The following is a 14,698-nucleotide window of genomic DNA, read 5'->3' as shown; positions in this document are numbered from 1 at the left end:
TCTGTGGAAACTCTGTGGAACTCTGTGGAACTCTGTGTCACATCTTTTAATACCGATCAAAAATCCTCAATTTCCAATCGTTAATCCCCACTTACTACTTAAAAAGTGCTTCCACCCCATCAATCCTAAAGGATTCATTTTCGGGAGTCTTATGCTCTTTCTTCACAATCTCATAAAATTTCTCCAGCATTTCGGGATGTTGGTCCATGATATTGTGCTCCTCTCGGATATCAGTTTCCAAATCGTACAACTCGACTTCCTTATTGCCGCCTTTTATGTTTTTCCAAATCATTTTCCATTTGCCCATTCTTACGGCGACCTGTCCATTATAACCGGCGAATTCCCAATAGAGGTACTCGTGTTCCTTTTGTTTATCGGTATTTGTCAAGGTGTTATAAAAACTAATTCCATCGGTCGGCGTATCGGTTTGGACATGGGCAATTTCATTAAAAGTAGGCATCATATCATAAAACGCAGACATATGATCGCTGGTCGTTCCTGCCTTGATTCTTGCTGGCCAAGTGGCTATCATCGGTACCCGGATGCCGCCTTCGTAAGTATAGCCTTTCCCCCTTCCAACCTGTTCTTGCAATTCCCCTCCACTGTTGAACCATACCGGATCTGCACCGCCATCATTTGCCGGACCATTATCTGATGTAAAAATAATTAAGGTGTTATCATATAAGCCTTCGTCCTTTAAGTAGCTCACCAATTTCCCAACATTTTCGTCCAAGTAAGAAATCATAGCCGCATAGGACGCATGCGGATACCGTGTTGGAAAGTAACTTCCGCGCTCTTTCTTGAAATAATACGGATCTTCATCACCGAACTTATCAACGTAATAATCCACCCATTTTTGTGGGGCTTGCAACGGCACATGTGGAATAGGGCTGGCCCAGTACATAAAAAACGGCTGCTTTTTATTCTTATCAATAAAAGCCATCATCTTTTCAAAAATCAATTCAGGACTATAATCGGGTTGTTGGTATTTCGCATAGGCCATCAATGAAAATTCATCGCTATCCTTGGCTAAACCTTCATGAGGCGCTACGGTATCATTTTTAAGGTGGTAGCGGATTTCATTTTCGTACAAATGCACGGGAGTGTAGGTATGCGCTAATCTTTGACAATTGTATCCAAAGAAATAATCGAAACCCATTTCGGTAGGAATGGATTCAGTCTGCGGTGCACCCAATCCCCACTTTCCAACAATTCCTGTCTTATAATTGGCCGATTTTAATAAATCAGCAATAGTAACCGTATTTTTTGGCATTGGGCGTTGACCTTCCAAAGTGGAATCGGCAATCATGGCACGATAGTTCCAGACGTTCCCACGCTCTGTCCATTCATCATTACCACGGATACTCGCATGGCCGCCGTGCAAACCGGTCAGTAGTGATGCTCGAGCAGGTGCACATACCGGCGAGGCTGAATAATGCTGGGTAAATAGCATCCCTTCTTTGGCTAAGGCATCAATGTTTGGCGTTTCAATTTTAGTCTGTCCGTATACGCCCAAATCGCCGTAACCCAAATCGTCCGCAAGTATATAAATGATGTTTGGTTTCTGAGATATCGCCACATGTTCTTGGTTGGCTACTTTCCCGTTTTTACATCCCCACATGAAAACCATGCAGCTTAAAAAAATAAAGATTCTTAATAGTTTCATTTTTTATCTGTTTATTTTGATATAATCGATTCTTAATAGAAGCATTTAATCTCAATTGTGAGTTATGGAGTTTATTGTTTTAAAAAAAGCTGCCTACTGTAATGGTTAAGCAAATCGCTAAAGCAATAACACTAATTAAAGTCAGGATTTTTATTTTATGTTTTACAAGATGGTGTATTCCAATAATTATAAATATTATTTGAGCCAGCATAAAAGGAATTGAGAGCATTTCTTGAAAAACACCAATGATTACAATATCTACTTGATATTTATAAAGTATATAAATACCAAAAAAATAAAGAATTATTACAGAATTTATGATGATAAGATTTCTATCTGTGATTAGCTGCTTCATTTTCGTTCATTTTGCAATAGATTAAATATTAAAAATGATTCGTTGCAATGTTTATTTTTCCTGTTTTCAATCCCTTTCCTGAAACTGTTAATACAATCTCACCTGCATCTTCAGCCGATTGTACAAGAACCACTAATTTACCACTAAATAATTTCATAGTGGGCAAGTGGAACATCTCCAATGAGGTTGCATCGCCATTAGCGGCCGCTCTGTACGATCCAGTGCCCTTGACGTCGAAATTTAATTGATTGGTAGCGGTAGGACATGGAATTCCGTTTTTATCAACTACAGATACCGTAACAAATGCCAAATCCTTACCGTCTGCTTTAAGCTCAGTTCTATCAGCTTCCAAAACAAGTTGATAGGGCTTGCCTGCCGTATGTGTTTCTTTTTCTGCCACAGCGTTTCCATTAGCATCGTAGGCCACGACTTTTATAGTGCCTGGCTCATATTTGACGTCCATCCACATTAAACGATACCGTTGGGTTGGTGTACTCTTATTTTTAGTTTGAATGCCCATGCTTTTTCCATTCACGAACAATTCGGCACTATTATAACTGGTATAGACAAATACAGGTGTTACTTCGCCCTCTCGGCCTTCCCAGTTCCAATGTGGGAGCATGTGCAAGGTGTCATCGTTGATATTCCAACGGCTTCGATACAAATAGAATCGGTCCTTAGGCAAGCCAGCCAAATCACTGATTCCAAAGTAAGAGCTTCTCGATGGCCATTTATCATCATACGGTGTGGGTTCGCCTAAATAATCAAAACCGGTCCATACAAACTCGCCAATCACCCATGGTTTATCATCCTGCAACACAAAATCTTCATCCGGAATGTTAGACCAACTACAGGCTTCCAAATCATAGGAGGAGGATTGCAAATCAGGATATTGTTTCATTTTTGCTTCTACCACTGGGAATTTATAGATGCCACGGGAACTCACAGTAGATGCGGTTTCTGAACCTAAAATCATACCCTGCGGAAAGGCTTCATACGCTTCTTCATATAAGTGCACACGGTAATTCAACCCTGGAATATCCAAAACGGCTCCAAATCCTGACGCTATTGTGGCCTTAACCTGATCCATACCCACAGTGACCGGTCGGGTTGGGTCTTCACGATGGAAAATGTCCTGCAACCATTTGGCGCGTTTGGCGCCTTCGCTTCCCCATTGGTCAGGCACTTCATTTCCGGAACTCCACATGACAATACTGGGGTGATTTCTGGTGGCATGCACCAAATTGACCACATCTTTTTCAGCATCCGTATCAAAATACAAATGATAGCCATTTTCTACTTTGGGTTTTGCCCATTCGTCAAAACTTTCTGCTAAAAACAAAAAGCCCATTTCGTCACACAGTTCCAATTGTTCCAATGAGGGCATGTTATGGGAACTACGAATGGCATTGGCACCCAGGTCTTTTAAAATGGTCAATTGTCGGCGTAATGCTGCGGTATTAATGGCTGTGCCGATAGGTCCCAAATCGTGGTGCAGACAAACGCCCTTAAATTTGATGATAGAATCATTCAGGCTAAATCCTTTCTTAGCTTCGTAATTTATTTTCCGAATCCCAAAACGGGTCATGGTTGCATCCTTTAGAACATCATCAGAATATAGTTGCGACGTGGCTGAGTAAAGATACGGATGGTCCGGACCCCATAATATAGGATTGTTTACCGCAATGTTTTGTTCAAATTCGTTGCCATAAATAGCATTAGTGGTATCCTGTGAAACGAGGTTGCCCTCAGCATCTTTAATTTGGGTAATTAATTTTAAGTTTTCTCCAGAAACTTTAGTCTTGACATTCACTTTTGCTACCGTAGCAGTGATTAATGGCGTGGTAATAAATGTGCCCCACTGATCAATGCTGTTCTTGTTTTTGACAATCACTCGGACGTTGCGATATAAACCCGCGCCAGGATACCAACGTGATGATTTTTCACGATTGGACAATCTGACCGCTAAGATATTATCTTGATTTGCTCTAATATATTCAGTAACATCAAAATAAAAATAGCTATATCCGTAATTCCAGCTGCCCACTTTTTTTCCGTTAAGAAAAATTTCGGGTTCGCTCATAGCCCCTTCAAATAAGAGAATGACTTTTTTATCTTCGGAAAAATCTGGAACAGAAAACTTGGTACGGTACCACCCCACCCCAATATAAGGCAAGGCACCAGTGCGGCCAGTTTTTTCAGTGGCCACCTGCTCGTTGTTTTGGACAATGGCGACGGTTTGCTTGTCTATTTCTTTGTTGAACGGACCTTTGATGGCCCAATCATGTGGCACAATAACGTTTTCCCATTTCGAATCGTTAAAAGCCTCTAAATAAGCATTCTCAACATCGCCTTTATGAAAACGCCAGTTTTTTTCTAAGGTCAACACTTCTCTGGTTTTTTCTTGAGCACATACAGATACGGTCAATGCCATACACAAAGCGACAAGCAGGGTGTTCTTTTTTCTTATAAAAACATCAGCAATCTTCATTTTGGACTTAAAATATATTTATATATCATTTAGACGACACCTTAAATCATCATTTATAGATGATCGATACACCGGTATTTAAGATGTCGCCTCTACGAGGCTTATTTTTACTAATTTTCATTGGCTACAAAGATGTCATCCCTATGGGATTTCTGAGCTCCTGCCTGCCTGCCTGCCGGCAGGCAGGAGCGACATCCCAACGCACCATAATATTAATTCTTATTTATTCTGAAACACATTGAATGGTTTTGACGTACCATCAAGAGTCAAAACTACAACGCCGTGTGAAGGCACTTGAAAACCTAAAGCCTTATCTGTACTCGTCTCAAAGTCCTTCTTTGCCCATAAATCGCGATAACTATAACCTTCTGAAGGGTCCAAACCTACAGTTTCTAAATCAAAAGAAATCATTGCCGTTCTATTTGATCTGTTCAACAAAGTGACCGCCACTTTTCCGCTCATCGTCGAGATTAACGGTTTTGCCCAAACTTCCAAATCGCCACGATCAACCAGTCGGCGCGCCTGATAGACCAATGGATCTTGATTGAGCGCAATAATCTCTTCATTGGTCAATATGGATATGGTTTCATCGGTCATATATCGCAAATCATTTCCTGCTAAAAGTGGCGAATTCATCATACACCACATGGTAAAATGTGTTTTATCTTCTTCATAAGTCATTCCTCTCCCCACTTGTAACATGTCCATATCATTGACATGGCCGGGAGACGAGTATTTCCACAAATCGGCATTCAAATCGATGATGTTTAGAATCGAACTAAATTCGTTGGAAATATCACCTGAAATCCGCCACGAATCCGCAATTTGCAGTGCCCACTCGCCTGGAAATTCCCAACGGCAGATATTAAAAACCGTATTGGGTTTGATCTCTTTGATGATATTGGCGATTTGTGTGTAGCGGGTTTCTTCATCAAGCCCAAGCCAATCGCCACCGCACCAATCGACTTTAATGAAATCATAATTCCAATCGTTGAGCATCAGTTTCAAATCTTTACGATCGTGCCCCATCAGTCCAGAGCCAACACCAATAGTGTCATTGTCCCAATGCGACGCACAGGTATTGATGCCGGCGTCAGAATAGATTCCAGCTTTTAAACCTTTGGAATGGATGTAATCTGATATCACTTTCATCCCATTTGGAAACCGAACAGGATGGACGAGCAAGTCACCATGTTCATCACGACCGGCAAAAAAACCATCGTCCACATTGACATAGGTGTACCCAGCCTGCGCCATCCCCGAAGACACCATAAAATCTGCTTGTGCTTTGATCACTTCTTCGTTAATATCGACGTGAAAATTATTCCAACTGGACCAGCCCATAATCGGAGTTTGCGGGTTCAATAGGGCAGGTGAACTATTTTCATTTAAATCAAACGGTCTTGGATCTTGCTCTTGGTTTTTACAAGATACAAGCATCATAACCACAAAAAAGAGACAACATCTGATCATTTCAATATATTTTAAAAAACCAATATCGACTTTCTGCGTGTTGCATTAAAGTCGATATGGCATTTTTTTATAAACTTATTTTAATTAACTATTTCTCAATAGGTACTATCCAATAGGAGTAAGAATAGTCCTTATATGGCAGCATGTATTCTGGTAAAGGCAATCTTCCCCAACTATTGATACTCCCCAGTCCCTGTTGGAAACCATCAATATTGACAAACACTTCTTTGCGCGGATCAATTTCTCCCGCATGCTCTTGTTTTCTTTCGTCGCCACTGTGTAAATCGTCTTCTCTATAATTAAGCGCGGACACCGAAAAAGGTTCTTCACTCACAAATTTAATTCCCGATCCATCTTCCATTGTGAGTTCAGCCCAACGAACGTCCAATTTATTACCAGTTTCCTGTGGTCGGATGTATGGGAAGTACTGCTCCTCAATGGTTTGTTGGTACAGCCCTACTTTTGCAGCATGCTGTCTATCGGTGTAGGCTTCAAAAGGTCCTTTGCCGTAATAAGTAATATTCTTATAGGTTTCTGGCAGTTCTAATGTGTTGCCAAATTTATAGAAATTTGAATGCTCTCCTTTTAACGCTTTCAATTGGTTGGATACTTTTACCGCACCGTCCCCATTTACCACGAAGGTTTCAATAAGTTTGGCATCGCCGCCAAACAAGTCTCTTGTAAATGTAATTTCAATTTCAGTTTTTGAAAGCTGTTTTACTGACGTAGTAACCTCGCCACTTGTACCTGCATGTTTCCAAGCTTTATATCTTTTTTGTGTTCCAGCTCCATAATCATTATCGGTTGGCGCACGCCAAAAGTTGACTTGCGGACCTTTTTCCAATAAATTTTTATTGTTGTAATTAAAGTCGGTGATCGTACCTACTTTTTGATCAAAAGCAATCGAGAAATTGTCGCCTGTAACCGTTATGACGTCGCCCTGTGTCTTTGAACTTACCGAAGCAGTCGTAGCTTCGGGAACTTGAACCTTTCCTTCCTGAAGCTTAAATTGCTCATAAGCGACAACATAACCTGCATTTAATAAAGGTTCGTCTGACTTTAATGATGCAGACACATTTAGGAAATATTCAACACCTGTTTTAAGTTGGGTATTAAACGGAATTTTGATTGCATTTTTCTCCTGTGGTGCAACATCGATGGTTTCCAAAGTTCCTGATTCTACAACCTCACCATTGGCAATTATTTCCCAATTCAATTTATAGTTTGATAAATCTCTGAAAAAGTACCAGTTTTTAAGATCGATTACGCCTTTGGCCAAGTCATTTTCATAGAACTTAATTTCTTGTTGAATGTGTGCAACTTCGTGAATATGCGGATTTGGTCTTCGGTCTGGTTGCACCAATCCGTTATTCAAGAAGTTATTGTCACTTGGTGTACCTTCCGGCCCAAAATCGCCACCGTAGGCAAAGATTTCACGACCATTCTTTTCTATCTTAAGACCTTGATCTACAAAATCCCATATAAATCCACCTTGTAATTTATCGTATTTTTCATATAAATCCCAGTATTCCTTAAATCCGCCCATACTATTGCCCATAGCATGCGCATACTCACATTGAATGTAAGGCTTGGTTCTTCTATCATTCTTTGCATAGGCTTCTGCATCGGCGGGTGTTTCATACATTGGCACATACAAATCTGTGTTCCATTCATGGACGGCACGCTCGTGCTGTATTGGTCGTGTATCATCGATCTTTTTAGCCGATAAATACGTTTGGTAAAAGTTGTATCCATTTCCTGCTTCGTTCCCCATAGACCAAATGATGATCGATGGGTGGTTTTTATCGCGTTCCACCATCCGGTTTACACGCTGTAAATGCGCTTCTAACCACGCTGGATTGTTAGCTAAGGTTCTATCCAAGGCATATCCCATCCCGTGCGATTCGATATTGGCTTCATCTACCACGTAAATTCCATATTCATCACAGAGTTCATAAAAATAGGGGTCGTTTGGATAATGTGCCGTTCTTACCGCATTGATGTTGTATTCCTTAAAGATTTGAATATCTCTAAGCATATCTTCGCGTGAAATGACGTGTCCGGTATTTGGATCATGCTCGTGACGGTTGACACCCTTGATTAAGATAGGCTTCCCATTGACCAAAAAATTGCTGCCTTTAACTTCAGTCGTACGAAAACCGAGTTTTCTGGAAATGGCTTCGATGACATTTCCTTTTTTGTCTTTGACAACAATATTGAGTTGGTATAGATTCGGGATTTCAGCAGACCAGGTCTTTACCTGTGGAATGGTTTTAATGAAACTGAAGGTTTTGCCGGAATTCGGGTTTAGTTCATAAGCCGAGGTCGCGCTATACACCGATTGGTTATTTCTCGTAATTTCTACATCTATGCTTCCTTTTTGCTTTTTAGAATCAATACTTTTCAAATCTACCGATAGATCAAAAACGCCATCGGTATAGTTATTTTCCAGTCCGGCTTTTGCAAAATAATCTTCTATTTGGATATTTGGTCGTGCGTATAAATACACATCGCGCTCAATACCTGAAATTCTCCAAAAATCTTGACATTCCAAATAACTCCCATCACTCCAACGGTACACTTCTAAAGCGATACTGTTGTGTCCAGGTTTGACAAAATTGGTCACATTAAATTCTGCCGGCAATTTTGAACCTTGGCTGTAGCCCACTTTTTTTCCGTTGATCCAGATGTAAAACGCCGATTTCACTGCACCAAAATGAATAAAAATGTCTTTACCATTCCAATTGTTAGGCAGTTCAAAGGTTCTTTTATAAGAACCTACAGGGTTATCGCCATCTGGAATTTCTGGTGGGTTCAATTCGCCTTTTTGAAACGGATAAGTGGCATTCACATAAATAGGAATTCCAAAGCCTTCTACTTCCCAATTGGAAGGTACTTTAATCGTGTTCCAGTTTGAGGTATCAAAATCTTCTTTATAGAAATCCGTTGGACGTACTTCAGGCGTATCACTGTAATTAAACTGCCATATGCCGTTTAACAACATATAGTTGTCGGCTTTTGAGACATCATCTTCCTTCGCCAATTCTAACGAATTATAAGGAAAAAAAGTGGCGCGTGCATCCAACTTATTAATGCCTACGACATCAGGATTTTCGATGACGGGATCGAGGTTTTGTGACTGTACGGATGGTAATCCGAAACAAATCATAAAACCGAGGAGTATTGATTTATAGATTTTCATTTTGATATAATTTAAAAATGATTTTACTTTTTTCGTCAGTTGACGTATTTATCCAATATGCTTTTCCACTTTTGATAGCCTTCCTTGCTTAAATGCAGCCCATCATAAGTGTATTCCGGTTTTAAATATTTCTTAGCATTCCTCATGGGCTTATGCAAATTGATATAGCTTATGCGCTGTGCTTTAGCCAGCATTTTTAATCTTTTATTGGTGTCAATTATTTTTTGATGGTTGCTTTTATGACCAGAAAACTTGTCGCCAACATCCGGATTTACAGGCATAATGCTCTGCAGGTATATTTTTGTATTTGGCGATTGCTCTTTAATCTGTTCAATAATTTTCTCGATGTTATTTACCACATCCTCCATACTTTTCCCTCTGGCCAAGTCGTTCGTCCCGATCAACAAAAAAACCTTATCGGGTCTTGAGGAAGTTACTTCATTCAATCGGAATAAAATACCATCAGTAACATCGCCGCTGATACCTCTGTTCACGGCATTTATATCGGGAAATAAAACCTTCCAATCGCCACCTTCAGTAATGCTGTTCCCCAAAAAAATAATTTCATTTTCGGTATCCAGCGTATTCTCAAATACTTCCTTTCGCTTGTAATAATGGTCGGAATACTGTTGCGCATAACCAATACTTACAAATGCGAGTAAAAATATGATGAGAAGTTTTTTCATGCCTATGCTATGTCAGTTTTAATTTTGATTACTTCAGATTTCCATAGAGTTTACTCCAAGTAACAAAGTCTTCTTTTGTGCCATTTTCAAATGGAATTAAATAAAAACTATAGGTATGTTTGGTATCGCCTTTCATTTGATATTTTTCCATCGGCCTGCCTCCCCAACTATTATCACCTGCAAGTCCGCGTTGTCCTAAATCAACATTTAATTGGACTAAATCCTGTTCTTTAATATCATTGATATGTTTGGATGCGTTGATTTGTGGAATACCATCAGTCCTAAATTCTTCTTCCAAGACATCCGTACCGCTATAAGCAATACCAGCCGTGGTGTCAAAATCCTCGTTTGGCATGTGTAGGGCACCAATGCCCAAGCCTTGAAGTTGATTTGCTGCAACAACCAATAAACCGCTGTTATCGGCATCAGAGAACGCCGACCAGCGCACATCTACTTTGTATCCGTTTTCCTGCGGACGCACATAAGGCACGTATTGATCACTCACAGTCGATTCGTACAGATCAATGAAGGCAGAAGCTTTTCTGTCTATATAGTTTTCCCATGGGCCACGACCGAAAAAGGTCATGTTCTCGTATTTTTTTGGGAGTTGCATTCGCATCCCCACACGTGGAATATCAGCCGAATAATCAGTTTCATTTAATGTGTTATCAATTTTGACCACACCGTTTCCAAAAATATGATACTGCGATTCAAATGTGGTTTCTACGCCTGGTAAATTGTAGGTCACATCAATAGTAACGCTGCCATCATCATTAGACTTAGAAGTCAGCTTTGCTACTTTCATAAAAAGTGACGCCTTTTTCCATTCGATATTTTTGGCTTGCATCTGGCTACCAAAATCATTATCGGTTGGAGCGCGCCAAAAATTCGGTTTTGGACCATTGCCATCCTTCAATAATTCATTGCCTTCAAAAACATAGGATGTTATTTGTCCTTTTTCTTTATCAAAAACCAAGTTTAAGTTCTTGTTGGAGACCTCAAGATTATTTTTGGAATCCTTAATTTTCAATGTGCCTGTATTTCCGATCTGGGTAATTTCCTTTTTATATTTTCGAGACAACGGAATTTGTTCATGAGCGACTTCAAATCCTTTAGGAAGAATGCCCCAAGGCGCTTTTGTCGTTGCTGAAATTTCAACAAAATATTCGGTGTTCGCTTTGTAATCGACGTCTTTTAAAGGGATTCTAATCAATTTCCCAGTATGGGTTTCAACCGAAATGGTTTCAAACGGAATGGTTTTTAAAACGTTTCCATCTGCTTTTATTTCTGCGGTAAAATCAAATTGATCTAAATCGGTAAAATCATATAAATTCTCAAGCAATACCCGTAATTCATCATGGCGATTGATGCCCATTTCTTTGAAATTGATGAACTCATGTACTTTTTTAACTTCGTGCAAGGCAGGTTGAGGCGTCCGGTCCGGGAATACAATTCCGTTATTCAAAAACGAGTTATCTGTTGGCATGTTTTCACCAAAATCACCACCATAGGCATAAAAGCGTTCCCCATTTTCGTCGGTTTTCCATATAGATTGATCCACCCAATCCCAAATAAAACCACCTTGCAGATTGTCATATAATTCGATGATGTCCCAATATTCTTTAAAATTACCAGTACTATTTCCCATTGCATGAGCATATTCACTCGGGATATAAGGACGGTCTGTTTTGGTTTTTCCGATCATTTCAAAAGTTGCCGGAGTTGGATATTGTGGCACGAGAATATCCGTATTGGAATCCATGTCCCAGATACTGCCGTCATAATCCTTATAAGGACGCTCATATTGAACTGGACGTTTGGACCGGTCATTCTTCTTCATTTGGTCATAACCTTCAAAGAAGTTGACTCCGTTTCCAGCTTCATTCCCCATAGACCATATAATAACCGACGGATGGTTTTTATCACGTTTTACCAAACGTACCATTCTATCCACATGTGCATTTTCCCAACTTGGTTTTTTAGCCAATGAATACTTACCGTAATACATACCGTGCGATTCTATATTGGCTTCATCAACCACATACAACCCATACTCATCACACAATTCGTAAAAGCGTCTTTGTTGTGGATAGTGGCTCAAACGAACGGCATTGATATTGTTTTCTTTCCATAGACGAATATCTCTCATCATCAACTCTTCATCCACAACGTGTCCAGTTTCAGGATTCGCTTCTTGGGTATTCACACCTTTTAAGGTAATCCGTTGCCCATTGACCAAAAGTAAACCTTGCTTAATTTCAACCGATCTAAAACCAATTCTTGACGTGGTCACCTCAAGCGTCTTCCCTTTATTATCTTTTGTTTCAATCAGTAAGGTATATAAGTTAGGGTGTTCTGCACTCCATTGTTTAACGTTGGGAAGTGTGGCCGAAAATTCGACAGGACTATTATTTGATGTTTTTGCGGCAAATGGTTTTGACTCCGAGGCCACTATTTTATCATTAGCATCAAGCAACTTATAAGAAACAGTACCGTTAGCGGTTTTGGAAAGATGATTCTCCATGGCCACATAAAGTTCAAAAACACCATCCTTATAAGCACCATCCAAAACGGAAACTACTTCGTAATCCTGGATTCTTACTTTTGGTTGCGCATAAACATAAACACTTCGCTCGATTCCGCTTATTCTCCAGAAATCTTGACATTCTAAATAGGATCCATCCGTCCATCTAAAAATTTGAATGGCAATTTTGTTCTTACCTGGCTTCGCCGCATCTGTAATATCGAATTCTGCCGGTAATTTACTGCCTTGAGAATAACCAATATATTTTCCGTTAAGCCACACAAAACCACCTGATTTCATGGCACCAATATGTAAGAATATTTCCTTGCCATCCCAATCCTTATCGATATTGAAATCGCGAACATAAGTCCCTACAGGATTGTATTCGCTGGGAACTTTTCCTGGGTGTGCAGGATAAATGCGGTCCACAAATTCCATATCATCAGCAACAGGTGCTTTATAATCGGCAAATTCATATTGGTGGTTGACATAAATAGGAATCCCATACCCTTCCACTTCCCAGTTGGACGGTACCTTAATATCATCCCATGAAGATACATCCACGGATGGATCCATAAAGTTTGTTGGCCGATCAGCAGGATTTCTTACCCAATTAAATTTCCAAATTCCATCCAATAATTGATGGTATTTTGGCGTATTGTTCAACGCATCCTTTTCCGAAGTAAACGAAGTAAATGATGCGTGCGCATCCATCTTATTTTCACTAATTACGCCTTCGTTCATAATATAGTGGACGTAATCCGTTATTGGATTTTTTTCTTGAGCATTAACGTTGGAAACCACAAGAAAAACAAGCGCCAATTGGAGGACAGCTGAAGTCGATTTCTTTAAAATTGTCATGAGAATTTTTATAATATACTTGATTAAACTTTCAATAATCATATCGATTCACAATAGCTACATTTTTGAATATATGATAGCATTAGTAAGCGAAATTGATACTGATTATTGCTCCTTTAAGCCCTAAAATTAAGCAATATTTCATCAATAGGATTATGTATGACATATTAAATTTTTCGAAATCGGTTTCGTAAAATTAATAGGTCGTAACTTTTTAAAACATCATATAATGAGACTCCTTATTCATAAGTCAAATACGCCGAAACCAGCCAATGATTCAATTTATCACCGTCGACAGGGGTTGCTGGGATTTTAATTTTTATATTGTGATCACCTACTTTCAAATCGCCTAAATCCACCACCATCGGTTCCACAAAAGACCCTGGACACCAATTGGAACGCGACAAATCTGAAGATGCAATACGCTCTTCGATTTCCTTAATTTCGTATTTTCTGGTTTCCGAACTTATATAAGAAGCCGAATCTTTCTTAATCCACACACCTGAGGTTGGATTAAAACGTCTAAATGAGGCACAATCATCACGCCACGGAATGGTATCCAATACCAATTTTCCATCAAAATAGACACTGTTCTTAATTTTGATAAATTCGTCTCCCCCACTATGCCCACCGTGCCCGGTTGTGATATAATGCAGTTTTACGTTCTTGGCATCCTTTTTTAAGTGAATGGTTTGCTCTAGGTCATTATGGGCAAAATTATCAGGGATTTGCTGTCCGCCCACATAAGGAATTGTATTTACTATCGGCAACACGGACACTTTTTTCTGTTTTCTATCGGAATACGTGAGTTCCATATCAAAATCATAGCCTTCTCCTGTCCATGTATCAATCCAAACGCCCACATAAAATGTACCGGTGACCAAGCTTTCCAAATCGGTGATATCATGTTCCCAAACCACTTGTTTTTCCCATGATGGAATATAAACAGGTCTTCTGTATTTCACTTTGTTATCGCTATAATAACCAACGCCAAATGGGGTCATAAATCGCATTAATTCTACCACAGGACTATAGTTTTTACCAGTAACGAATCCAGCGTATTTATCATCGACATAAGAATCGGTCGGGAATTTTTCGTCCTTTTCAGCAATGGAAAGAATGGATAGTTTTTCTGGATCGGTGACCACAAAACAGGATCCGGATTTGTCCCAACGATCGCCAGCGGAACGCACAGTCAATTTGATTTTGACATCGGTTCCATTTGCAAATGTAGGAACAGTCACCTTTTTATAGACCAAACGTCCATCCATTAATCTGACGGCATCCGTATCTGTGCCTTTTTCTCCAGTAAAATTGAGAGGCTGCTTTTCAAAGACCCTGTAAGTTGAAGGATTTTGGGCGTAGGCTGAAAAGAGCGTCGCAAAAAGGAATGTAATTAATAGAGATCTGAATTTCATTTTCTGTTGTTTTTATATTTTG

At 39.7% G+C, this 14,698-nt stretch carries 8 protein-coding genes; all 8 read right to left on the bottom strand.

Features of this window, described 5'->3' with window-relative positions; genetic code table 11:
* Nucleotides 1-94 precede the first annotated feature (94 nt).
* Nucleotides 95-1,666, bottom strand: coding sequence for an arylsulfatase (locus H3Z82_RS10955; RefSeq protein WP_182205542.1), 1,572 nt, complete (start codon nucleotides 1,664-1,666; stop codon nucleotides 95-97).
* A gap of 79 nt (nucleotides 1,667-1,745) precedes the next feature.
* Entirely contained in the window at nucleotides 1,746-2,021 is a 276-nt protein-coding gene (locus H3Z82_RS10950; RefSeq protein WP_182205541.1) for a hypothetical protein, read from the bottom strand.
* 28 nt (nucleotides 2,022-2,049) lie between these two features.
* Entirely contained in the window at nucleotides 2,050-4,512 is a 2,463-nt protein-coding gene (locus H3Z82_RS10945) for a DUF4982 domain-containing protein (RefSeq protein ID WP_182205540.1), read from the bottom strand.
* Nucleotides 4,513-4,731: 219 nt separating this feature from the next.
* Nucleotides 4,732-5,985 (bottom strand): glycoside hydrolase family 27 protein, encoded by a 1,254-nt coding sequence (locus H3Z82_RS10940; protein ID WP_182205539.1) that lies wholly within the window; start codon nucleotides 5,983-5,985, stop codon nucleotides 4,732-4,734.
* 88 nt (nucleotides 5,986-6,073) lie between these two features.
* A complete protein-coding gene (locus H3Z82_RS10935) occupies nucleotides 6,074-9,187 on the bottom strand; it encodes a glycoside hydrolase family 2 TIM barrel-domain containing protein (RefSeq protein ID WP_182205538.1) in 3,114 nt (1,037 codons plus the stop codon).
* Between the two features lie 35 nt (nucleotides 9,188-9,222).
* Entirely contained in the window at nucleotides 9,223-9,873 is a 651-nt protein-coding gene (locus tag H3Z82_RS10930; RefSeq protein WP_182205537.1) for an SGNH/GDSL hydrolase family protein, read from the bottom strand.
* 28 nt (nucleotides 9,874-9,901) lie between these two features.
* Entirely contained in the window at nucleotides 9,902-13,258 is a 3,357-nt protein-coding gene (locus H3Z82_RS10925; RefSeq protein WP_182205536.1) for a glycoside hydrolase family 2 TIM barrel-domain containing protein, read from the bottom strand.
* Between the two features lie 239 nt (nucleotides 13,259-13,497).
* The gene (locus H3Z82_RS10920; protein ID WP_182205535.1) at nucleotides 13,498-14,676 is read right to left on the bottom strand and encodes a PNGase F N-terminal domain-containing protein; all 1,179 of its coding nucleotides are present in this window, start codon (nucleotides 14,674-14,676) and stop codon (nucleotides 13,498-13,500) included.
* Nucleotides 14,677-14,698 lie beyond the last annotated feature (22 nt).

It is taken from the genome of Gelidibacter maritimus, assembly GCF_014062315.1.
GTDB classification, from domain to species: domain Bacteria; phylum Bacteroidota; class Bacteroidia; order Flavobacteriales; family Flavobacteriaceae; genus Gelidibacter; species Gelidibacter maritimus.
The sequence above is the reverse complement of the archived record's forward strand: the minus strand, read 5'-3'. Positions and strand labels throughout refer to the sequence as shown.

Bases quoted from the DNA above. Each gene is read 5' to 3' on its own strand.
- H3Z82_RS10955 (WP_182205542.1), bottom strand. From the start codon at position 1,666: ATGAAACTATTAAGAATCTTTATTTTTTTAAGCTGCATGGTTTTCATG.
- H3Z82_RS10950 (WP_182205541.1), bottom strand. From the start codon at position 2,021: ATGAAGCAGCTAATCACAGATAGAAATCTTATCATCATAAATTCTGTA.
- H3Z82_RS10945 (WP_182205540.1), bottom strand. From the start codon at position 4,512: ATGAAGATTGCTGATGTTTTTATAAGAAAAAAGAACACCCTGCTTGTC.
- H3Z82_RS10940 (WP_182205539.1), bottom strand. From the start codon at position 5,985: ATGATCAGATGTTGTCTCTTTTTTGTGGTTATGATGCTTGTATCTTGT.
- H3Z82_RS10935 (WP_182205538.1), bottom strand. From the start codon at position 9,187: ATGAAAATCTATAAATCAATACTCCTCGGTTTTATGATTTGTTTCGGA.
- H3Z82_RS10930 (WP_182205537.1), bottom strand. From the start codon at position 9,873: ATGAAAAAACTTCTCATCATATTTTTACTCGCATTTGTAAGTATTGGT.
- H3Z82_RS10925 (WP_182205536.1), bottom strand. From the start codon at position 13,258: ATGACAATTTTAAAGAAATCGACTTCAGCTGTCCTCCAATTGGCGCTT.
- H3Z82_RS10920 (WP_182205535.1), bottom strand. From the start codon at position 14,676: ATGAAATTCAGATCTCTATTAATTACATTCCTTTTTGCGACGCTCTTT.